Source organism: Proteus columbae, assembly GCF_009914335.1.
GTDB lineage: Bacteria > Pseudomonadota > Gammaproteobacteria > Enterobacterales > Enterobacteriaceae > Proteus.
Genome location: NZ_CP043925.1, coordinates 1,860,857 through 1,882,731, shown reverse-complemented (window position 1 = coordinate 1,882,731; position 21,875 = coordinate 1,860,857). Strand labels below are relative to the sequence as shown.

General features: G+C 37.9%; 20 protein-coding genes and 1 pseudogene. 14 read left to right on the top strand and 7 right to left on the bottom strand.

The annotated features are described in order from the left end of the window. Positions 1–132 precede the first annotated feature (132 nt). A complete protein-coding gene (gene mlc, locus F1325_RS09120; RefSeq protein ID WP_109374008.1) occupies positions 133–1,344 on the bottom strand; it encodes a sugar metabolism global transcriptional regulator Mlc in 1,212 nt (403 codons plus the stop codon). A gap of 128 nt (positions 1,345–1,472) precedes the next feature. Next, a complete protein-coding gene (locus F1325_RS09115; protein ID WP_109374007.1) occupies positions 1,473–2,387 on the bottom strand; it encodes a LysR family transcriptional regulator in 915 nt (304 codons plus the stop codon). A gap of 125 nt (positions 2,388–2,512) precedes the next feature. On the opposite strand from F1325_RS09115, the gene F1325_RS09110 reads away from it, so the two are divergent. The 3 genes from F1325_RS09110 (at position 2,513) to tus (ending at position 5,182) form a co-directional block, all read left to right on the top strand. Then, on the top strand, positions 2,513–3,796 hold the full coding sequence (locus F1325_RS09110) for an MFS transporter (protein ID WP_109374006.1): 1,284 nt from the start codon (positions 2,513–2,515) through the stop codon (positions 3,794–3,796). Positions 3,797–3,905: 109 nt separating this feature from the next. Then, positions 3,906–4,076 (top strand): hypothetical protein, encoded by a 171-nt coding sequence (locus tag F1325_RS09105; protein WP_160230338.1) that lies wholly within the window; start codon positions 3,906–3,908, stop codon positions 4,074–4,076. A gap of 176 nt (positions 4,077–4,252) precedes the next feature. After that, the gene (gene tus, locus F1325_RS09100; protein ID WP_109374005.1) at positions 4,253–5,182 is read left to right on the top strand and encodes a DNA replication terminus site-binding protein; all 930 of its coding nucleotides are present in this window, start codon (positions 4,253–4,255) and stop codon (positions 5,180–5,182) included. 8 nt (positions 5,183–5,190) lie between these two features. On the opposite strand, the gene F1325_RS09095 is transcribed toward tus, so the two are convergent. Together F1325_RS09095 and fumC are read right to left on the bottom strand one after the other, a co-directional pair. After that, on the bottom strand, positions 5,191–5,550 hold the full coding sequence (locus F1325_RS09095) for a hypothetical protein (protein ID WP_109374004.1): 360 nt from the start codon (positions 5,548–5,550) through the stop codon (positions 5,191–5,193). 75 nt (positions 5,551–5,625) lie between these two features. Beyond that, positions 5,626–7,023 carry a class II fumarate hydratase gene (fumC, locus tag F1325_RS09090; RefSeq protein ID WP_075673810.1) on the bottom strand — a complete coding sequence of 466 codons (1,398 nt, stop codon included), beginning with the start codon at positions 7,021–7,023 and terminating at the stop codon, positions 5,626–5,628. 581 nt (positions 7,024–7,604) lie between these two features. Between fumC and F1325_RS09085 the strand changes: the two genes are divergently transcribed. Beyond that, positions 7,605–9,290 carry a YdgA family protein gene (locus F1325_RS09085; RefSeq protein WP_160230337.1) on the top strand — a complete coding sequence of 562 codons (1,686 nt, stop codon included), beginning with the start codon at positions 7,605–7,607 and terminating at the stop codon, positions 9,288–9,290. A gap of 127 nt (positions 9,291–9,417) precedes the next feature. Here the strand turns inward: F1325_RS09085 and F1325_RS09080 are convergent, their stop codons facing one another. Continuing rightward, positions 9,418–10,386 carry a VWA domain-containing protein gene (locus tag F1325_RS09080; protein WP_109374002.1) on the bottom strand — a complete coding sequence of 323 codons (969 nt, stop codon included), beginning with the start codon at positions 10,384–10,386 and terminating at the stop codon, positions 9,418–9,420. A gap of 669 nt (positions 10,387–11,055) precedes the next feature. Between F1325_RS09080 and add the strand changes: the two genes are divergently transcribed. Together add and F1325_RS09070 are read left to right on the top strand one after the other, a co-directional pair. Beyond that, positions 11,056–12,057, top strand: a complete 1,002-nt coding sequence (add, locus tag F1325_RS09075; protein ID WP_109374001.1) for an adenosine deaminase — start codon at positions 11,056–11,058, stop codon at positions 12,055–12,057. A 134-nt stretch (positions 12,058–12,191) separates the two neighbouring features. Beyond that, a complete protein-coding gene (locus tag F1325_RS09070) occupies positions 12,192–12,623 on the top strand; it encodes a hypothetical protein (RefSeq protein WP_109374000.1) in 432 nt (143 codons plus the stop codon). Between the two features lie 102 nt (positions 12,624–12,725). On the opposite strand, the gene F1325_RS09065 is transcribed toward F1325_RS09070, so the two are convergent. Both F1325_RS09065 and F1325_RS09060 read right to left on the bottom strand, forming a co-directional pair. Next, positions 12,726–13,715, bottom strand: a complete 990-nt coding sequence (locus tag F1325_RS09065; RefSeq protein ID WP_109373999.1) for a bile acid:sodium symporter family protein — start codon at positions 13,713–13,715, stop codon at positions 12,726–12,728. 22 nt (positions 13,716–13,737) lie between these two features. Beyond that, positions 13,738–14,781, bottom strand: coding sequence for an oxidoreductase (locus F1325_RS09060; RefSeq protein ID WP_160230336.1), 1,044 nt, complete (start codon positions 14,779–14,781; stop codon positions 13,738–13,740). 131 nt (positions 14,782–14,912) lie between these two features. Here F1325_RS09060 and F1325_RS09055 point away from each other — a divergent pair, with 131 nt between their 5' ends. From F1325_RS09055 to nth, 8 genes and pseudogenes are all read left to right on the top strand, one after another. Then, positions 14,913–15,380: a DUF2569 domain-containing protein gene (locus F1325_RS09055; RefSeq protein WP_109373997.1), complete on the top strand. Its 468-nt coding sequence runs from the start codon at positions 14,913–14,915 to the stop codon at positions 15,378–15,380. A gap of 94 nt (positions 15,381–15,474) precedes the next feature. Beyond that, positions 15,475–16,056, top strand: coding sequence for an electron transport complex subunit RsxA (rsxA, locus tag F1325_RS09050; RefSeq protein WP_006536930.1), 582 nt, complete (start codon positions 15,475–15,477; stop codon positions 16,054–16,056). Beyond that, positions 16,056–16,682, top strand: a complete 627-nt coding sequence (rsxB, locus tag F1325_RS09045) for an electron transport complex subunit RsxB (RefSeq protein WP_109373996.1) — start codon at positions 16,056–16,058, stop codon at positions 16,680–16,682. The genes rsxA and rsxB overlap by 1 nt, the downstream gene beginning before the upstream one ends. Beyond that, positions 16,675–18,696, top strand: a pseudogene (gene rsxC, locus F1325_RS09040) (electron transport complex subunit RsxC); the annotation flags it as partial. The gene rsxB and the pseudogene rsxC, both read left to right, overlap by 8 nt. A 27-nt stretch (positions 18,697–18,723) precedes the next feature. Next, a complete protein-coding gene (rsxD, locus tag F1325_RS09035; RefSeq protein WP_160230334.1) occupies positions 18,724–19,800 on the top strand; it encodes an electron transport complex subunit RsxD in 1,077 nt (358 codons plus the stop codon). A 15-nt stretch (positions 19,801–19,815) separates the two neighbouring features. Continuing rightward, positions 19,816–20,442: an electron transport complex subunit RsxG gene (gene rsxG / locus F1325_RS09030; RefSeq protein ID WP_109372350.1), complete on the top strand. Its 627-nt coding sequence runs from the start codon at positions 19,816–19,818 to the stop codon at positions 20,440–20,442. Between the two features lies 1 nt (position 20,443). Then, on the top strand, positions 20,444–21,148 hold the full coding sequence (locus tag F1325_RS09025) for an electron transport complex subunit E (protein WP_109372351.1): 705 nt from the start codon (positions 20,444–20,446) through the stop codon (positions 21,146–21,148). A 12-nt stretch (positions 21,149–21,160) separates the two neighbouring features. Further along, positions 21,161–21,799: an endonuclease III gene (gene nth, locus F1325_RS09020; RefSeq protein WP_109372352.1), complete on the top strand. Its 639-nt coding sequence runs from the start codon at positions 21,161–21,163 to the stop codon at positions 21,797–21,799. Positions 21,800–21,875 lie beyond the last annotated feature (76 nt).

The window sequence follows — 21,875 nt, the reverse complement described above, 5'->3', positions numbered from 1 at the left end:
GGTAACACTGTTTCTGGTTGCTTGAGGTAGCTCAATTTTTTAGTTAATTGCTCAAAAATAGAGAATTCGTTAATGATCAATTGACGCATTTACGCATACAAAACAGTTTTATTACGTTTTATTTAGCTTAATTTAGCCTTGCATCAATTCAATTAACAAAGAACCGTTGTACAGCGCTTCTTTCACTAAAGATGCAGCTGGCAATGTACCTTTATTTCTTAACTCTGTTTCTTCAATAATGAGTGACTTTGCATAACGAGGCATGACGTGATCTTGAATATGATTCAGCATCAAAGGAAAGAGCACTGATTTAGCGCGACATAGCGGCGAACCAATTAATATTTTTTGCGGATTAAAGATATTGATCATAACAGCCAAAATAAAACCTAATCGCTGAGCGACTAAATTTACAATTTCAAGCGCGGATTTATCGCCAACTAATATCGCATCACACAATGTCTCAACAGTTATAGGATATTTGTTTAGCAACGAAGTGGGATCTTCTTGAGCTAATAATTGGGCTTTCTTAATTAATTGAGGAATAGCAATTTCTGTTTCTAAACACCCTTTTGCCCCGCAATAACAGCTATTTTGAGAATCGATAACTTTAGTATGTCCAATTTCGACGGCGCTATGGCTGTTAGAATGTAATGTTTTTCCATTGTTTATTACGCCAGCACCAACAATATCATCGATAACAATTTGTAGAACGTCTGAATTGTTTTTTGCCGCACCGTATAAAGATTCGGCCATTGTCCATGCAGTTACGCTATGTTGTAAAAATACAGAAACACCTGTTTTTTCATGGATTTTATCGGCAAGTGGAATGTCTTTAATATCATAATAAGGTGAGCTATAAATAACGCCACTAATAGGATCAACAATGGCATTCATTGTAATGCTAATTGCCGTCAATCTTTCAACATGAGATTGATAACGCTCGAAGAATTTATCAATTGCAACTAAAAAGTGATTAAGAAAATCATCGCTGTATTCTTTGGGGAAATCGAATGTATCTTCAGTAACTAGTTTGCTATCTAATTCTCTTAAACTAAAAAGTAAACTGCCTTTATTGACGCGAATACAGAGAAATTGCCAGCCTTGGCTTTCTAATTTTAATCCGACAGCAGGCCTGCCTCGAAATCCCACATCTGGGAATTCCGTTTCATGAATAAGATGCGCTTCAACTAATTCTCGCGTGATCTTAGTAATGCTTGCTGGCGCAAGCTCTGCCTTTTTCGACAATGAAATACGAGAAATGGGACCATGTTCATCAATCAAGCGAAAGACTGTGCCAAGATTAAATTGTTTTACGTGATCGATATGGCTAGGTTGGTTCCCCATTGAATGCATCCTTAATTAAAGAGCCATAATTAATTCGAGGCTCCAAATAATTCATTACCGATTATGTCGTCAATTTGTAATAATTGTACAATACTTACATAAAAAGCGTGATCAAAAACACAGATAAATCAAGATTTTTGGTGATCTAAGATATTTTTCAACAGCAATTGCGTTAATCGATTCGCCGCAGCAGGAATAGTTCGTTTATTATGTGAAACTAACCAAACTTCAGAGAACGCTTGAGAATTTGCAAAGTGTAGATAGTGCACTCCATCAACTTTCATTCGCGTAAATGATTTTGTCACAATAGAAATACCAAGTCCTGCTGCAACTAGCCCTAAAATTGTCATGGCTTCACCCGCTTCTTGTGCAATAGTTGGCGTAATTCCTGACAGACTAAGCAACTGAATAATCTCATCATAAAGTGCCGTACCAACATCTCTCTCAAAGAAAACAAAAGGATATTGCCCAATATCTTGAATATTGACCCCCGTTTCTTTGTAAGCAAGCAGTGGATGCCCTTCATAAACCGCTAAAATAAAAGGCTCACGAAACAATAGCTGGTGGTGCAAATTTTCGGGTAATGTTGTGTTTCGCATGATCCCTAGATCAATACGCCCCGTTAGTAACGGCGATATCTGTTGTTTTGTATTCATTTGATGCATATGAATACCGACTTCTGGATAGTTTTCTCTAAACTGTCGCAAACTCAAGGTGACTAAATGCATAAAAGGCGTTGTTGAGGTAAAACCAATTGAAATTTCACCTAATTCACCTTTTTCCATTCTAGCGGCGCGCATTGCAGCTGCGTTGACCTGCGCCATAATTTGATACGACTCTTTTAAAAACATTTGTCCTGCGGGTGTTAATGAAACAGAACGGTTTGTTCGCTCTAAAAGTCTAGCGCCTATTTCGCTTTCAAGTGCTTGTATTTGTTGGCTTAACGGAGGTTGAGAAATATTCAATCTTTCTGCTGCTTTACCAAAGTGAAGCTCTTCTGCAACAGCAATAAAGTAACGTAAATGTCTAAGTTCAATATTCATATTTCTCTCATGTCGTCATTGATACTTTAAAAGTATTATTTCTAATGATTAATATATTAGACAAAAAAATCAAATATTTCTAACATTGACATAAATCAAATTTAAGTAATGGAAGTTTAATCAATATGGATACTCACGAAATAGACAGTAAAGGTATGAGCTTAGGCACTGATATTTCAGACAATACATCAAGTATAGAAAAGCCTGCTCAACACCAATCTAACCCTAAACACTATATTCAACGTGATGATGCACTGTATATAAAAGTGACAGTGTCATTTTTTATGGTCGGTTTAGCGACATTCGCCTTACTCTATTTTGTGCAACCTATATTACCAGTGTTATCTAACGAATTTTCCGTCAGCCCAGCAACCAGTAGTTTAGCGCTCTCACTTTCAACCGCTTTAATGGCATGTGGATTATTAATCACAGGCCCACTTTCAGACGCCTTTGGTCGTAAAAATGTCATGGTTATCGCACTGTTTTGCGCTGCATTTTTTACATTATTAAGTGCGACAATGAATAGCTGGACAGGTATTTTAATTACGCGAGCTTTAGTTGGACTTTCATTAAGTGGCGTTGCAGCAGTAGCAATGACGTATTTAAGTGAAGAAATTCACCCTGCTTATCTCGCATTATCAATGGGTTTATATATTAGCGGAAATTCTATTGGAGGAATGAGCGGACGCGTTATTACAGGGGTACTAAGTGATTATTATTCTTGGCGTTTATCCGTTGTTATTCTCGGTATTTTTGCCCTTTTTGCTGCAATTACTTTCTGGAAGATATTACCAGCTTCACAGCACTTTAGACCGACAGCATTAAAACCTCGCAATCTTCTTATAACGACTAAATTGCATTTTAGAGATAAAGGGCTGCCTTTGTTATTTATTGAAGGTGGTTTATTAATGGGAGGTTTTGTTACTTTATTTAACTATATTGGCTATCGTTTATTAGACGCACCCTATTCATTAAGTCAAACTACTGTGGGTCTGATTTCTATCGTCTATTTAAGTGGTACTTATAGCGCATCCAAAGCTGGCTTATTAACCACTAAATACGGTTTAGGCAAAGTCTTTATTGCTGGAATTTCAATGATGTTAATTGGCATATTGATTACTTTGATTGAATCACTGCCCGTTATCTTTATTGGGATGCTTATCTTAACGACAGGTTTCTTTGCTGCACATGCAGTCGCAAGTAGTTGGGTTGGTCGTCGCGCTAAACGAGGAAGAGCCCAAGCCTCTTCACTTTATCTTTTTACTTACTATGCGGGATCTAGCCTTGCAGGCACAGTGGGCGGATTATTCTGGGTGAGTTTTGGCTGGCTTGGTGTAGGGTTATTTATTGCCCTTTTAATGTTAACAGCCTTATTAATAGCATTACACTTAAACAAAGTTGCCCAATAATTTATTGATAATTAACAAAGTGCAAAAGCAGGTTAACGCGGTTTAATGTTGTCGATTTTGCACTCCCTTCTTAAGGTATAAACTTATTCTTTAAGAAGGAATTACGATTATGGCTATTATAAAACTATCTATTACCCTGCTATTTCTCTTTTTTACATCTCTTACAAATGCATTTACAGAACAGTGCCCATCAACAAAACCAGATTGCAGTGTTATTGATGGAACGTTAATACAGTCGAATGAAAAACAAACTAATTTTGATTCAAAAACCATCAAATAATCCCTTTTTAGGAAAAATATCATCCAAATATGCCCTTTTTACGACACACTGTATAAATAAACAGTATATCATGCTTTTGGAATTTATCGCTGTTAGGCGATGTACTTTTCACTGAAGCTAATGTATTGTTTTAAACAAAGGTCAATTGTATGTTGTAACTAAATAAGGATGTTAAGATGAATCGATATGATTTAATTGAGCAATTCAATCTCTGTTTTCAGCAATTAGAAATTGAAATTAAAAAGCTAACTGATGTGTTGAAAAATTTAACTTTATTACCATCAGCAGTATTTGAATTACCTGAAGTGAGTAAAGAAGAGGAACATGATGAGGTTGTTCGCGTTACGGTGTCACCTTGTTATAATGAGGAAGCTAGAGATCTCACTTTAAAGCTAATGGCGAATCTTTTTATTTATGACAATGCACCGCACATCAGTAGTAAGCGTGCTATTCGTTTACCCGGAGTGCTTTGCTTTAGTACAGATAATCAAACATTTAAGTCTGTAAAAAAACAAGTTGAGCAAATTAATTTATTAAAAAAACAGCTTTCCGATATTGTTACTAAAGAGTCTGGTATATCGAAGGAAGAGCGTTTTGATTTCGTCCATAATCAACTAAAAGGCTTAATTACGCTCAATGCTTATCGTACCCTCACTCTATTGTCTGATCCAGATACAGTGCGTTTTGGTTGGGCGAATAAAAATATTATTAAGAATTTAACGCGTAACGATGTTTTGACTCAATTAGAAAAAAGTCGCGAAGCCAATCGAGCAGTCCCTCCTTATACCAGTGAACAATGGGCTGAACGTCTGGATAAAGAGATCATCACTCTTTCTCAATTACCTGAAAATACAAAATTAAAAATAAAGCGTCCTGTCAAAGTGCAACCTATTGCGCGTGTTTGGTATTCAGAACTTCAAAAACAAGTGCAATATGCGTGTCCTTTGCCTTTATTAGCTTTCTATATTGATAAAGAGAGCGACTTTAAACCCGTTATTGGCGAACTTCCTGATTATGATGCCGATAACATTCAAATTCGCCATCGCCCTAAAGCTAAAAAGCTGCAATTAATTATTCCAAGAATGCATTTGTATATTGAAAAATAGAGAATATCTTATTTTTCAATAAGTTTAATTGAGCTTCCTTGAAGGATTTGCTGAAGATAATCATTAAGCTGAACAAAATGATTGTCTTCAATATCTAAATGGATTGTTATCACCACATTGTTTTTTAATGCAAGGATAATATTTTTTCGATCAAGGGTAATTTTTTCGAGCGTATTAATGGCTTCAATATCAGATAAATGGGTCATTAAACCAATTGAGTTATCTATATCTTCATCTTCTTCATCAAATCTTGAAAGAATAATGAAATGATCAGGAGATACAGCATCATCCCCTATTCCGATAATGGTGACATCATCTTCGACATAGCAATTCACTTCTGTCGCAGTAAACGTAATTTCTTCAGTCATTATTTTTCCTATAAGATCTAAAAATCCCGCCATCATAGCGGGATTTAATATCGGTTAAATAAGTGTATCTAACACTTATTTTTTCATGCTACCAACCATATCTTCTGGACGAACCCAGCTATCGAATTCTTCCGATGTCAGATAGTTCAGTTTCAATGCAGATTCTTTTAGCGTTAAGCCTTCTTTATGTGCTTTCTTAGCAATTTCAGCGGCTTTGTCGTAACCGATATGAGTATTTAACGCAGTAACTAGCATCAATGATTCATGCAGTAGTTTATTAATACGTTCACGGTTTGGCTCAATACCAATTGCACAGTGCTCATTGAAACTACGCATACCATCAGCCAATAAACGGACTGATTGTAAGAAGTTATCAATGATCATTGGGCGATAAACGTTCAGTTCAAAGTTACCTGATGCGCCACCAATATTAATAGCAACGTCATTACCCATAACTTGAGCACATAACATTGTTAATGCTTCACATTGTGTTGGGTTAACTTTACCTGGCATGATTGAACTACCTGGTTCGTTTTCTGGGATAGCGATTTCGCCAATACCACAACGAGGACCAGAAGCTAACCAACGCACGTCATTAGCAATCTTCATTAATGATGCAGCTAAACCTTTCAATGCACCGTGTGAATGAACTAATGCATCACAAGTTGCTAATGCTTCAAATTTATTAGGAGCCGTTACAAAAGGCTGACCAGATAATTCAGCGATACGCTTAGCAACGCGAACAGCATATTCTGGATGGGTATTTAACCCCGTACCCACTGCTGTACCACCGAGCGCTAATTCACAAACATGAGGAACGGAATCATCGATATGTTTGATGCTGTGCTCAAGCATAGCAGCCCAACCAGAGATCTCTTGACCTAATGTCAGTGGTGTCGCATCTTGCAGGTGAGTACGACCAATTTTAACGATGTCATGGAAAGCTTCTGCTTTCTCTTTGAATACTTTCAGCAGTGATTTTAATTCTGGCAGTAAATCCTGACGTAATGCAATAACAGCAGCGACATGCATGGCAGTTGGGAACACATCATTTGAACTTTGACTTTTGTTAACATCATCATTCGGATGGATTTTGCGTTCCATGCCACGGATACCACCAAGTATCTCACTACCACGGTTAGCTAACACTTCATTCATATTCATGTTTGATTGAGTGCCAGAACCGGTCTGCCAGATTGCTAATGGGAATTCAGTTGGGTGTTTACCTGCAAGCACTTCATCTGCAGCGGCGATAATTGCATCAGCGCGCTCTTTTGGTAATAAACCTAAATCCATGTTAACACCAGCGGCTGCTTTCTTCGTGATAGCAAGTGCATGGATAAGTGCAACAGGCATTTTTTCAACTGAAATACGGAAGTGTTCAAGAGAACGCTGCGTTTGAGCTCCCCATAACTGGTCAGCAGGTACTTCGATTTGCCCCATTGAGTCTTTTTCAATGCGAGTGGCTGCCATTTCAATCTCCTTAAGTACACAGAATAATTGATTAATTCCGAATCACTTTCTAGTAAATAACTCGGATACCAGTATCATGCCATAAACAGAATAATAAATATGAGAGCTAAAGCGAGCTTATGAAATTTATAACAGAATGAAATCTGTTGATTTTTTTTAGAAAAATACGGTTAGCGACCTTATTTCGTTGCCAACATTATTATTTAAGCTTTCATATTTATATCCATACTTATTATGAGCCTTTATTATTCATCATAAATAGAATTACATCACAATTAAATATTGTCTAAATCGAAAAAAGAGTAAAAAAAGACGTTTTTAATGCTTATTTTATTTACCTTATAAATCATATTCATTTTGCTTTAAACTCATTATGTTAGCGAGTAACTAAGTAAGTTCTGATTGCGATTTTATTCCACTAAATCTATATTTACGGTTAATATAGATGGCGATGTACATATGTGGATTATCTATATTTAAATTTAGTAAAATTTATCACCAATTTATCGGGTTGTTTAAGGGTTACAAAACAGCCTTTATAACGTACATCGCCGGATGTACACAGAGGATGGACTAGAATTATGAAGAAATCGCTTGTCGCTGTTGGTGTTATCGTCGCACTGGGTGTTGTTTGGACTGGTGCGTCGTGGTACATGGGCAGCAAAATTGAAAGTCGCTTACAGGAAGAAACGAAACTAGCTAATGTCCAATTAGCGCAACTTGCTAAAAATGCACAATTTGGCGCTGATGTTAAACTTGAAATTCGTGACTATAAGAAAGGGGTTTTTACCTCTAATGCAGACTTTGCTGTCGTGATTTCAAAAGATGCTAGTGATGCAGACCAAGAGAAAAAAGTAGAAGAAGTTATCTTCACTACCGATATTGATCATGGTCCATTCCCTCTTTCTGATCTGGCTAAGTTTAATTTAGCACCCAAATTAGCAGCAATGAATAATACGTTGGTCAACAATGATACAACGAAAGAATTATTCAAACTGACTAAAGAGAAATCTATTTTTGATATCCATACTTCTTTAGCATTCGATGGTGGAGTTTCAGGTGAAGCGAAACTAAATCCTATCGATTTTACTGAAAATGGTGACACCGTTAAAACGACGCCTCTAACGGTTGAATTCTCATCAGATAAAGATGCAACAAACTTCACAACCAAAGTTAAAGGTGACCAAGTTGTTGTGACTAAAGAAGGTGAAGAAACTTTCACAATTAAAAATATCGCGGGTTCTGTTGCAGGAACAAAAGTTAATAACGATCAATACTTATTTAATGAGCAGTTATTAAGTTTTGCTGAAATTGCACATACCAGTAAAGACAAAGCGTCTGATTTCTCGCTGAAAGATTTTTCTCTGACAACAAAAAGTGATATCAAAGATAAGCTCTTTAACATCTCTCAAACTTATTACTTTAAGTCACTAAATGTTGCAGGACTCGAATTTGGTGCAGGTAAATTTGGCTATTCAATTGATAAAGCTGATCCAGATGCTATGTTGTTATTAACCAAAGTTTATAACAACTCATTGTTACCGTGGAATAAAAATCATTTCGACAGTTCAGAAATGGTTGAACAAGCCGTTCGTGATGTTCTGGAAAAAGGCTTAGTTTTCCGTATCGATGAAGCCTCTTTAACAAATAAAAGCGGTGCAAGTAAGTTAGCCTTTAACTTAGACTTAAATGCTTTTAACGTTAAAGTATTAGAAAGCCAAGAGAAATCACCAGCAGAGTTATTTAACTATCTGTTTAAAAACATTGATTTCAATGTTGATTTATCTCTTCCAATGTTAGCTGAATTCCGTAACACCACTCAATATCTTGATGCGGCTCGTTACCAAGAAACCGCATTAACAGATGAAGATAAAAAAGAGATCGAAGCAACAACAGCGGCTGATATTGAACAGTTAAAAACTGAGCTACAACAAAATATCAACCAAATTTCTCAAGACGAGAAAGATGCATTACCTCTGATGTTACTGGCTCAAGATGGTAACGCATTAAACATGAAACTGAACTATGCTGCTGATAAATTTACCATGAATGGTAAAACTTATACTTTTGATGAATTTATGGAAGTGACCCAAGCTCCTCAAATGTTAGGTTTAGCAGCAATGTTATTCGGTATGGGCGCATCATCTTATGATTACGATGATTCTGATTATTCAGAAGAAGGTTATCAAGAAGAAATCACTGAAGATCCAGCTATTATCGAAGAACAAGAAATCTTAATTCCTGAGCAACCAGCACAAGCTCAATAATTAACTTTTTGTTAGAACGGTACGTTGTTAAAACAATCATCTGTTAAAACAAGAATCTGGTAAAAAATAAATAAACACCCCATTTGTGAATAACATAATGGGGTGTTTTTTTCGCATCGTATTTTAATTAACAATCGCGATCTTTAACCAGAATATGGTGATTATTCCATTCCTCTTTGCAACAAGAATCAATAGCTTTATTAACTATTCCAGCAAGCGTATTTACTGTTGACATAATAGACGTGAATTGTGCGCAGACTTGACTACAGCTAGATGTTTTTTCATTCGGCTTAGGAATGTTCGGTAGTGTCAAACTATCACAGAGAATTTCTTGTAATACTAAAGAGAAATTCGCAATGCCTGTGGTGTAAATATACGAGCGTCCCCCTGTTTGCTCCGCTAAACGTATATACTCTTTTGTTACGCGATCTCTATCAGCCACACTTGGGAAACGATCGAGGTTCGTTGCACTATCGTCTGGCGTTCCTTGGTAGGTATATACTTTGACTTTTTCTTGTTGGGCAACAGCAATCGCTTCGTCATTTTTTATCTTTGCCGCGTTGGTCAATATACCTCCGCCACCTTCCATACCTTCATCACCCAAAACAAAAATAGCACGACGAGCACCATCACGCCAATCAAAATGCTTACTTAAATCAATCACTGCACGACATAAATCTTCTTTATTACCCGCATGATCACGCCCATCAGCCTCTTTAAAAGGCTTTCTTGCCTGTAAGCGACTTTCAGGTACGCCTAGCGCTTTTAAATAGTCACTAGCTGATTGATCAAATTTAGTATCATCCCATGTACCTTCAATACCTAAAAAAGTCACCCGAAGTTTTGATGGGCAATTTTCCAGTGCTTTTTGTATTGCAATATCAATATCTTTACTTAAATCTGACGACTCATCAGACATAGAACCACTGGTATCAATCACGACAACTAAATCTAACGCAATCGTACCATCACCCGTAACGACTTGTGAGCCATAAGTAAGATTATTTGCGGATGAAGGCGGAAGTATTTTAGACATTAATTGGTGTTGTATATTATTATTTTTCTTTTCGAAACTAAAATCAGAATTCTCATTCATATTTATATGCCTTAATTTAAAATAATTAGGTTTCTATTAAAAAATCATTGTGGAAATAATTACATTCAGCTGAATATATTTATTTAACAGCAATCTATTATGGCGTTAATTCCCTATTCTTTATCCCTTATTTAATAAAAGAGATATTCTATTTTTTAGTTCTATTTTATTTATATAAATAAATTCAAGAAAAAACAAACTTTGTTATTTTTATAAAAATAATCTTTTCATTCTTTATTCAATTGCTTTAACCCGTGACAAACAAGCCACCTATTAAAGAAAACCATAACAAAATGATATCTCAGTTATTTTTTTACTGATTTCCCCCTTCAAAACCTATCAAAATAACTGATAAGACATTTCAATTATAATGATAAATATTTTTAAACTTAATTTTTAATGTATCAATTAACCTGATAATACACGTCAATTACATTGAATATTGTAGCTAATAAATAAACATGTCTTTTTCCCATTTTTTATTTTTTAACTTAAAATCGAGAAAAAACTGCATTTTCAGTTTTAAAAATAGCCAATTTAAGTTTATTTGTTAGTGAATAAAATAAAAATCAGTCATAATTATCTGCAACTCATTTATATTTACCCGATTATAAGAAAATCACTATAAACGATAGATTTTCATTATTTCTATTAAAAGGAAAATAACGCGTGATTGACACACAGTTGCCTTTAACCGATTTACATCGCCATTTAGATGGTAATATCCGCCCTCAAACTATTTTAGAGTTAGCAAAACAACATAATATTGCGCTACCAGCTTATGAATTAGAAGCATTGCGCCCTCATGTACAAATTACAAAAAATGAGCCAAGCCTTGTTAGCTTTTTACAAAAATTAGATTGGGGGGTGGCGGTTTTAGCTGATTTAGACGCATGTCATCGTGTTGCTTATGAAAACGTAGTAGATGTGGTTAATGCTGGTATCGATTACGCTGAGCTGCGATTCTCACCTTATTATATGGCAATGAAACATCAATTACCGGTTGAAGGTGTCGTGGAAGCCATTGTTGATGGTGTACAAAGCGCACGACAATCACACGATGTAGATATTCGTCTAATCGGTATTTTAAGCCGTACCTTTGGTGAAAACGCCTGCCAACAAGAATTAAATGGCTTACTAAAACATCAAGATAAAATTACAGCGCTTGATTTAGCGGGTGATGAATTAGGTTTTCCTGGTCATTTATTCCAACCTCATTTTAATCGTGCTCGTGATACTGGCTGGAATATTACGGTTCATGCTGGTGAAGCGGCGGGTGCAGAAAGTATCTGGCATGCCATTAAAGAATTGGGTGCAAGTCGTATTGGTCATGGTGTTAAAGCGATTGAAGATCCACGCTTAATGGATTACCTTGCCGAGCACCAAATTGGTATTGAGTCTTGCTTAACGTCAAATATTCAAACCAGTACTATCAATTCATTAGCAGAGCATCCTTTAAAAATATTTTTAGAGCATGGCATTATTGCCTCTCTTAATACCGATGATCCTGCGGTTGAGGGTATTGAGCTAAAACACGAATATACCGTTGCGGCGCCTGCTGCTGGATTAACGCCAGAGCAAATCCGCCAAACACAGATTAATGGCTTAAGAATGGCATTTATTAGCCAAGCAGAACGTGACGCATTAATTAAAAAAGTAAGCTCACGTTAATATTTGATCGCTTTTTGATTAAAACCACCTGTTTATCAGGTGGTTTTTTATATTTATTGAAAATGGATGGAATGATTAATGGCTCTTAGGCTAGAATTAATTTTCAAGGGGCTATTAATCATTAAGGAAAAGCTATGTGGAATATTCATCCGACAAGAGGTCAATATAAATTATTAGCACAATATCTATCACCAATTGATGCTTCTATTGAAGCAGGTTTTCTTCAATCAGAAGGTATTGATGCGATCCTTTTAGATGAAAATATTGTTTGGAATAACCAAGTGTATGCTCAAGCGACTGGGGGGGTAAAATTACTCGTTAACTATAAAGAATTTGAGCAAGCACAGGCAATGCTTAATGAACTTTACCAAGGCAAATATAATATCAACGATCAGTTAGAACCCATCGATTGTGAATTAAAGGTTGATGTGAAAAATAATAAATCCGACTATTTAAATATGGGGTTTGTATTTTTAGTCTTTTTTACACTGGGTTTAGCCCTTCCGTTTAAATCAAAATATCAATCGCTATCAGACAAAAAAGATAATAAAGAAAAAACACAATAAATAAAAAAAGCACCGATTAATTGTTAAATCGATGCCGTTTTTCCTAATGAACCCAATAATCAATATTCACTTAACGTTATTGTATCCACCAGCTTAAATTCATTATTTTTTCTCTGCTCTTTTACTTTGATTGGCATAGCGCTGCGCTAACACAGCACAAACCATTAATTGGATCTGATGGAAGATCATTAATGGCAATAACATTACCCCAACAGTTGCTGCTGGAAATAACACATTCGCCATAGGTACACCATTTGCTAAGCTCTTTTTAGATCCACAAAAAACAATAGTGATTTCATCTTCTTTATTAAATCCAAGCAATCTTGCACTGTACACGTTCACAAAAATAACAATCGCTAACAGAATACAACTCACTCCCGCAATCGTTAATAGTGACCAACCGTCAATTTTATGCCAGATCCCTTCAACAACCGCCTCACTAAATGCCACATAAACCACCAGCAAAATAGAAGAACGATCCGTTCTATTCACTAATTTCTTATGCTTATCAACCCAACGACCAATTAAAGGGCGTGATAAGTGACCAATAATAAAAGGCACCATCAATTGCAGTAAGATCGATTGAATCGCCCCAGTAGTATCAAAATCATTCGCAGAGCCTTGCGTTTGCATTAAAAAACCGACTAATACGGGTGAAAGAAAAACACCCAGAATACTAGATGCAGATGCACTACAAATAGCAGCTGCGACATTTCCCCCTGCCACAGAAGTAAAGGCAATGGCAGATTGAACCGTCGCTGGTAATGCACAAAGATATAAAAAACCCATATAGACAGTGGGTGACATCCATTCAGGCACAATAACTTGTAAACCCAGCCCTAGAATTGGGAAAAGAATAAAAGTGCTAGCAAACACGGTAAGATGTAAACGCCAATGTCCAAGTCCTGCTAATATCGCCTCTCTAGAAAGCTTCGCACCATGCAAGAAGAACAGCAGTGCTATCGCACCAGTCGTAAGATATTGGAACAAGACTTTAATATCACCTTGTGCGGGCAGTAGCGTTGCTAGCGTCACCACACAAATCATTATCATGAGAAAAGGATCGAGTTTTAATTTTTGCCACCAAGACATTAGATTTAGCACTCCCTTTGGCTTATAGCGTAATAGTTTGTTTTAAACGATTAGAAATTTCTCCAGCTTCAATCAAACACATAATGGCTGTTGCTTGTATTGGCGTAACAGGGTTTTCTTCACCCAATGTAATTGCACGATAAATTTGTTGGTAATAAGCTGGGTAATCACCAGAGAGTGTTGCCAGTGTTGTTGTCTCTAACTCTCCAGAATCTGACAGTGTTGTTAATTCACCATCACTATTATCCATTCCCCAATTATATGTTTGGTTAGGAAGACAACCTGCTTTTAAGGCATCTTCTTGGGTATCTAAACCATACTTAACATAACTTCCTTTTGTCCCATGAATAGCAAAAATAGGTGTTGGAGACGCAACTAACATAGAAGCATGAAGAACAACTCTAAGATTTTCATATTCTAGTAATGCATGAAAGTAATCGGCATTTTTTGCATTAGGGCGTAACTGAGCAATATCAGCAGTAATCGCTTTAGGTTCACCAAATAGACAAATCGCTTGGTCAAGAACATGAGGAGCGAGATCGTACCAAAGCCCGCCTCCAATTCCGGCATCTTCTCGCCAACGTTGACGTACAGTTGGGCGAAAACGATCAAAATGTGCTTCATATGCACTAACTTCACCAAGTGTTTTATCAGCTAAAAGCTTTTTAACGGTTAAAAAGCCTGAATCCCAACGACGATTATGAAAGACGGAAAGAAGTTTACCAGCATCTGTTGCTTGCTGAGTTAATTTTTCAGCTTCTTCCAGTGTCAGTGTAAACGGTTTATCAACAATAACATGTTTACCTTTTGCCAGAGCCTGTGAAGCCAGCGAATAGTGAGTATTATTTGGCGTTGGAATAATGATTAAGTCTATTGAGGGATCATTAATAAGTGCTTGAGGATCTGCATAAACCGTAATATGAGGAAAATCTTGTTTAACTTTATTTTCATCAGAGCTTGAAATTGCACTAAGATTTAAGCCTTCGGTTGTTGTTATTAGCGGAGCATGAAAGGTTTTACTTGCATAGCCATATCCGATAATTCCAACATTGAGTTTAATTGTCATCACCCTATCCTATTTTTATATGTTTTTTTATTAACAAAAATCACTTTCACTTTTGTAGCTAAATAAATAATAACAAAGTTTGTGATAATATCTCGTTTAGTTCTGTACACATAGGTAGGAATAATTAATTAATGAAATTTGATCTCAAAGCAAACACATCGAATAACCATTCAGGCAAAGCGCCGATTACAGGATGGTTGCTTGCGCCATTGGCGTATATGATTTTGTCGATTATTGGCTCTGGATTGATGTCAGTTCTCTATATTATTAAATATTTTTCAGATTTTTCGATCCTCCACCAGCTTCCTTTTCATTTGATCTCTAGTTGGTATCTTTCTGCATTAACAACATGGGTGATGTTTGCCTTTACGTTATATCTGTTAAGACAATTTTTTTATCGCGCTCAAAATTTTCCACGACTATTTATTTTGTGGTTACTGATTAACTTACTCTTAGCCATTAAAAGCTTTGGTTTTGCTCCTGTTGACGATCAAACAGCGTTAAAATCCCTTCTATGGTCGGTCTTCTCGACAGTCTGTTTTGTGCCTTATATCAAGTATGCTAAGCGTGTTCGTGAAACTTTCACACAACTTCGATAACTTCACACCTTTACCCTTGATATTATATACGCTTGTTTAGCCTCTTTATTTCTGGAGGCTTTTTGTTTCTCTGTTTAACAATTTTGGCATAACAATGACTGATTACTTGCTTCTATTCGTCGGCACCGTATTGGTGAATAACTTTGTACTCGTCAAGTTCCTGGGTTTATGCCCATTTATGGGTGTATCAAAAAAATTAGAAACCGCGATTGGTATGGGATTTGCGACGACCTTTGTTATGACGCTCGCCTCGATTAGTTCTTGGCTGATGGATAATTTTATTTTAGTCCCTTTGGACTTACTTTATTTACGCACACTGAGCTTTATCTTAGTTATTGCAGTAGTTGTACAATTCACTGAAATGGTCGTAAGAAAAACAAGCCCGACACTCTATCGTTTGTTAGGGATCTTCTTACCTTTAATTACCACAAACTGTGCCGTCTTAGGTGTTGCGTTATTAAATATCAATCAAGCCCACACCTTTATGCAATCTGCCGTTTATGGTTTTGGTGCAGCCGTCGGTTTCTCTCTTGTAATGGTATTATTTGCCGCCATTAGAGAACGATTAGCGGTCGCCAATGTACCCGCGCCATTTAAAGGTGCTTCAATCGGTTTAATTACCGCAGGTTTAATGTCTCTTGCCTTTATGGGTTTTAGTGGTTTGGTGAAACTGTAATGAATTCTTTATGGATAGCAATTGGCGTACTGGGTGCGCTAGGTCTTATCTTTGGGCTAATTTTGGGCTATTCCGCACGTCGTTTTAAAGTGGAAGAAGATCCTATTGTCGAAAAAATTGACGCGATATTACCACAAAGCCAATGCGGACAATGTGGTCATCCTGGTTGTCGTCCTTATGCCGATGCAGTCGCAAACAATGGTGAAATGATTAACCGTTGTGCACCGGGTGGCGAACAAGTGATGTTAAAAATCGCTGAGTTGATGGGTGTTGATCCTCAACCGCTTGATGGTGACGAAGAAGCGTTAAATCCAATTAGAAAAGTCGCCTTAATCGATGAAGATAATTGCATAGGATGTACTAAGTGTATTCAAGCATGCCCTGTTGATGCCATTGTGGGCGCAACACGAGCTATGCACACCGTTATTGAAGACTTATGTACGGGCTGTGACTTATGTGTTCCACCTTGCCCTACTGATTGTATAACCTTGGTTCCTGTCAAAGTCACAACCTCGAACTGGAAATGGGATTTAAACACAATCCCTGTTAAAAACATTCCAGCAGAGCCTGAAGAAACACCTGAAGATGAACCGTCATTAAAGGCGGAGGATAGCGCTCATGTTTAATCTCTTTTCGTTATTTAAAAAAGATAAAATCTGGGATTTTAAAGGCGGTATTCATCCTCCTGAAATGAAATTACAGTCAAGTCGTACACCCATGCGTATAGCGCAATTACCTGATGAAGTCATTATTCCTATTCATCAGCATTTAGGTGTACCGGGTCAACTTTGTGTCAGCGTAGGTGAGCATGTATTAAAAGGCCAACCCTTAACAAAAGGAGTTGGCAGAACATTACCTGTACATGCATCTATCTCTGGTACCGTTACGGCAATAGAGCCTTTTCCAAGTGCTCACCCTTCTGGCTTACCTGAAATTGCAGTAAGGATCCAATCTGATGGTAAAGATGAATGGAGAGAGAAATCACCTATCATTAATTACCAGTTAGAAAGCAGAGAAACATTACTTAGCCGTATTCATGAAGCTGGTATTGCAGGATTAGGCGGTGCGGGATTCCCAACGGCATCAAAATTAAAAGGTGGTGGCGATCTCGTTAAAACACTGATCATCAATGCAGCAGAATGTGAACCTTATATCACCGCTGACGATCGCTTAATGCAAGAACACGCTGATGAAGTGATTGCCGGATGTCAGGTATTAATTCACCTTCTCTCTCCTGATGAAGTGCTAATTGGTATTGAAGATAACAAGCCTGAAGCCATTGAGGCATTAAAACAGGCATTAAACGCGATGCCCGATGAAAAACGTATTTTCATTCGTGTTATCCCAACAAAATACCCATCAGGTGGTGCTAAACAACTTACCAAGATCTTAACGGGTAAAGAAGTTCCATCTGGAGGTCGTTCATCTGACATTGGCGTTTTGATGCAAAACGTAGGTACTGTTGTCGCGATAAAACGCGCAATTATCGATGATGAACCTTTAATTGAGCGTGTCGTCACCGTTACAGGTAATGGCGCCAAAACACCGGGTAACTTCTGGGCACGTTTAGGTACACCGATTTACTCGTTATTAAAACAAGCGGGCTTTGTAGCAGGCTCTGAACAAATGGTGATTATGGGTGGGCCATTAATGGGCTTTACCTTACCAGACTTAAATGCCCCTGTTGTTAAGATAACGAACTGCCTACTTATCCCTTCAGTTGAAGAGATGGATACAGATAACCTTGAAGAAGCCTGTATCCGTTGTGGCCATTGTGTTGATGCTTGCCCTAGTGGTTTATTACCTCAACAACTTTACTGGTTTAGTAAAGGTAAAGAGCATGAGAAGGCACAACAACATAATTTATTTGATTGTATTGAGTGTGGTGCATGTGCGTTTGTTTGCCCAAGTAATATTCCACTAGTTCAATACTACCGCCAAGAAAAAGCAGAAATACGTGAAATTAATGCGGAAGCAAAACGCGCAGCTGAAGCTAAAGCACGTTTTGAAGCGAAAAAAATACGTATGGAGCGAGAAAAACTTGAACGTGAAGCAAGACATCAACGTGCCGCAGTTAAACTTGACGATGAAGAGCACAGTGAAGTTCAATCCGCACTTTCTCGCGTAAAAGCGAAACAAAGTATCGGCAAAATTATTTCTGTTAAAGCAGGTGAAGAGCCAGATAATGCAGCTGCTATTGCCGCACGTAAAAAACGTAAAGAAGAAGTCAGAGCAAGACAGGCTGCTAAATTAGCACAGCAAAAAGCACTAGAAGCGTCAAGTGAGAATACAGCGAGTGAGAGCGAAGATGCTGACCCGCGTAAAGCCGCTGTCGCTGCCGCATTGGCTCGTGTTAAAGCTAAGAAAGCTCAACAAGCTGCTGAAGCCATATCAACTGTAGAAACCCCAGTTGAAAATATCGAAACTGAAGAAGTCGATCCGCGCAAAGCCGCTGTCGCTGCCGCATTGGCTCGTGTTAAAGCTAAGAAAGCTCAACAAACTGCTGAAGCCATATCAACCGTAGAAGCACCTGTTCAAAGTGCTGAAGCGGAAGATGTCGATCCGCGTAAGGCTGCTGTCGCTGCCGCAATTGCCAGAGTAAAAGCCAAAAAAGAAGCCGAACAACGTCGAGCTAATAAAGAAGAAGTTACCTTGGATTAATCACAGATGAAATTCGGACCAATACAAAATAACAATAGTAAATTAAAAATTGCGAGTTCACCTTTTACGCATAATCAACAGTCCACCAGCCAAGTTATGCTATGGGTAACATTAGCGGCACTTCCTGGGATCTTAAGCCAGATCTATTTCTTTGGCTTAGGAACCATTTACCAAATTGTGATAGCTATTATCGTGGCGCTTGTTACTGAAGCACTTTGCGTAAAGCTCAAAAAAGAAGATCCCTTACTTTATCTGAAAGACAATTCAGCGCTGTTGACTGGTGTATTGCTCGCCATTAGTATTCCGCCTTTAGCACCATGGTGGATCATTGTTTTAGGTACTTTTGTTGCTATTGTTATCGCAAAACATATTTATGGTGGCTTAGGACAAAATCCATTTAATCCCGCAATGGTGGGTTATGTGGTTTTGCTGATCTCATTCCCAGTACAAATGACATCTTGGATGCCTCCCGTTGAATTACAGGCTGTCTCTTACAATGTCATGGATAGTTTAAGCATCTTCTTTACAGGGCATACCTCTTCTGGCTTAACGCTTGAAGATTTAAGACGTTCTGTCGATGGCATTACACAAGCAACACCTCTTGATAGCTTTAAAACAGGTTTATTAACTCACCCAATTAATGAAGTCTTAGCGACACCTATTTTACAAGGTGAATTTGCAGGCATTGGCTGGCAATGGGTGAATGTAGCTTATTTAGTTGGCGGATTAATCCTGCTTTATAAACGCATTATTAGCTGGCATATCCCTGTTGCGATGATTTCTGTATTAGCACTATGTTCGGTTATTAGCTGGGGTATTGATCCTACGCGTTATTCACAACCGCTATTACAGCTCTTCTCAGGTGCAACAATGTTAGGAGCCTTCTTTATTGCGACCGATCCGGTTAGCGCCTCAACAACCCCTAAGGGGCGTTTAATTTATGCGGGCATGATTGGTTTATTAGTTTGGATTATCCGTGTCTATGGCGGATACCCAGATGCAGTCGCCTTCTCTGTATTGCTTGCCAATATTGCCGTACCGCTCATTGATAGCTATACACGCCCTCGTGTTTACGGACATTAATCCAAGGAGAAAATGATGATCGAAATCTTAAAACGTCATGGGTTAACATTAGCTATCTTTGCTGCCTGTACGACAGGTTTAACTGCGGTGGTTTATCACTTAACCGCAGACACCATTGCAGAACAAGTCGCTTTAGAGAAACAAAAATTATTAGATCAGGTGATCCCACAATCAATGTATAACAACGATCTCTCTAAAGATTGTTATCTACTCACGGCACCTGAATTAGGGAATACAAAACCACATAAGCTTTATGTTGCCCGTTTAGACGGCAAACCTGTTGCAGCCGCATTAGAATCTACCGCTCCTGATGGATATTCAGGCGCAATTGAGCTTCTTGTAGGCGCCGACTTTAAAGCAAATGTCCTTGGTGTACGTGTTACTGCTCATAATGAAACGCCAGGGTTAGGGGATAAAATTGAAACACGTATTTCTGATTGGATCACGACATTGAGCAATAGATTCATTTCCAGTGAAAACGATCCGCACTGGGCAGTAAAAAAAGATGGTGGCGATTTTGATCAATTCACGGGCGCGACGATCACCCCTCGCGCCGTTGTTAACTCATCAAAGCGCACTGCTTGGCTAATACAATCTTTACCAGAGAAGTTGGATACACTTCCTGTCTGTGAGGCGAATTAAGATGAACTCTATCAAAACGCTATTTTCACAAGGGTTATGGACCAATAACTCAGCTTTAGTTCAACTACTGGGTTTATGTCCTTTACTTGCTGTTTCTTCTACTGCCACTAACGCATTAGGCTTGGGGCTTGCAACAACATTAGTGCTCTTTTGTACTAATGTGGCGGTTTCAAGTTTACGTCGTTGGGTTCCTTCTGAAATTCGAATCCCAATTTATGTTATGATAATTGCGTCTGTCGTCAGTGCTGTGCAATTACTAATCAATGCGTATGCCTACGGCTTATATCAATCTTTAGGGATCTTCATTCCATTGATCGTTACTAACTGTATTGTTATTGGTCGTGCTGAAGCTTTTGCCGCTAAAAATGAAGTCTTTCCTTCCGCTATTGATGGTTTAGCAATGGGATTAGGCGCAACAGCAGCACTCTTTGTTTTAGGTGCAATGCGTGAAATTTTAGGTAACGGCACATTATTTGATGGTGCAGATTTACTATTAGGTGAATGGGCACAAGTATTAAGAGTTGAGATAGTACATTTAGACTCACCCTTCTTACTCGCCATTTTACCACCCGGTGCTTTTATCGGCTTAGGCTTTATGTTAGCAGCAAAATACCTTATCGATGAAAGACAGAAAAAGCGCAGCACTTCGACAACGAAAACTTACGAAAAAGAGCAAGGCTGTGGTAGTCATATCGTCAAAAATTAATTTGTGAGCATAATGAATCAAGCAAAACGTATTGAAATTCTAACTCGGTTGCGTGATGACAATCCGCAACCTACGACAGAGCTAAAATTTGACTCTCCGTTTGAACTATTGATCTCCGTGTTACTCTCTGCACAAGCAACCGATGTGAGTGTAAATAAAGCAACAGCCAAGCTTTACCCCGTTGCCAATACACCACAGGCAATACTGAATTTAGGCGTTGATGGTCTTAAGAAATACATTAAAACCATCGGCCTCTATAATACTAAAGCTGAAAATGTGATTAAGACGTGTCAAATCTTAGTTGATAAACATAACAGTGAAGTACCTGAAAACAGAGAAGCCCTAGAAGCCTTACCTGGTGTCGGTCGTAAAACCGCCAATGTCGTTTTAAACACGGCATTTGGCTGGCCAACAATCGCTGTCGATACACATATCTTTAGAGTGAGTAATCGGACAGGTTTTGCCCCAGGTAAAAATGTCAATGAAGTCGAACAAAAACTGTTAAAAGTTGTTCCGGCAGAATTTAAGGTTGATTGTCACCATTGGCTTATTCTTCATGGTCGTTATACCTGCATTGCACGAAAACCACGGTGTGGCTCTTGTATTATCGAAGATCTTTGTGAATTTAAAGAAAAAACAGATCCCGAGTGAAAATTTGTCGATTTGTCTGTTTTTATGATGCGATATTACTTGCGTCACTACACACAATCGAATAAAACTATTGCCC

Excerpts from the sequence above, each read along its gene's own strand:
- mlc (WP_109374008.1), bottom strand. The coding sequence starts at position 1,344 with ATGGGGAACCAACCTAGCCATATCGATCACGTAAAACAATTTAATCTT.
- F1325_RS09115 (WP_109374007.1), bottom strand. The coding sequence starts at position 2,387 with ATGAATATTGAACTTAGACATTTACGTTACTTTATTGCTGTTGCAGAA.
- F1325_RS09110 (WP_109374006.1), top strand. The coding sequence starts at position 2,513 with ATGGATACTCACGAAATAGACAGTAAAGGTATGAGCTTAGGCACTGAT.
- F1325_RS09105 (WP_160230338.1), top strand. The coding sequence starts at position 3,906 with ATGGCTATTATAAAACTATCTATTACCCTGCTATTTCTCTTTTTTACA.
- tus (WP_109374005.1), top strand. The coding sequence starts at position 4,253 with ATGAATCGATATGATTTAATTGAGCAATTCAATCTCTGTTTTCAGCAA.
- F1325_RS09095 (WP_109374004.1), bottom strand. The coding sequence starts at position 5,550 with ATGACTGAAGAAATTACGTTTACTGCGACAGAAGTGAATTGCTATGTC.
- fumC (WP_075673810.1), bottom strand. The coding sequence starts at position 7,023 with ATGGCAGCCACTCGCATTGAAAAAGACTCAATGGGGCAAATCGAAGTA.
- F1325_RS09085 (WP_160230337.1), top strand. The coding sequence starts at position 7,605 with ATGAAGAAATCGCTTGTCGCTGTTGGTGTTATCGTCGCACTGGGTGTT.
- F1325_RS09080 (WP_109374002.1), bottom strand. The coding sequence starts at position 10,386 with ATGAATGAGAATTCTGATTTTAGTTTCGAAAAGAAAAATAATAATATA.
- F1325_RS09070 (WP_109374000.1), top strand. The coding sequence starts at position 12,192 with ATGTGGAATATTCATCCGACAAGAGGTCAATATAAATTATTAGCACAA.
- F1325_RS09065 (WP_109373999.1), bottom strand. The coding sequence starts at position 13,715 with ATGTCTTGGTGGCAAAAATTAAAACTCGATCCTTTTCTCATGATAATG.
- F1325_RS09060 (WP_160230336.1), bottom strand. The coding sequence starts at position 14,781 with ATGACAATTAAACTCAATGTTGGAATTATCGGATATGGCTATGCAAGT.
- F1325_RS09055 (WP_109373997.1), top strand. The coding sequence starts at position 14,913 with ATGAAATTTGATCTCAAAGCAAACACATCGAATAACCATTCAGGCAAA.
- rsxA (WP_006536930.1), top strand. The coding sequence starts at position 15,475 with ATGACTGATTACTTGCTTCTATTCGTCGGCACCGTATTGGTGAATAAC.
- rsxB (WP_109373996.1), top strand. The coding sequence starts at position 16,056 with ATGAATTCTTTATGGATAGCAATTGGCGTACTGGGTGCGCTAGGTCTT.
- rsxD (WP_160230334.1), top strand. The coding sequence starts at position 18,724 with ATGAAATTCGGACCAATACAAAATAACAATAGTAAATTAAAAATTGCG.
- rsxG (WP_109372350.1), top strand. The coding sequence starts at position 19,816 with ATGATCGAAATCTTAAAACGTCATGGGTTAACATTAGCTATCTTTGCT.
- F1325_RS09025 (WP_109372351.1), top strand. The coding sequence starts at position 20,444 with ATGAACTCTATCAAAACGCTATTTTCACAAGGGTTATGGACCAATAAC.
- nth (WP_109372352.1), top strand. The coding sequence starts at position 21,161 with ATGAATCAAGCAAAACGTATTGAAATTCTAACTCGGTTGCGTGATGAC.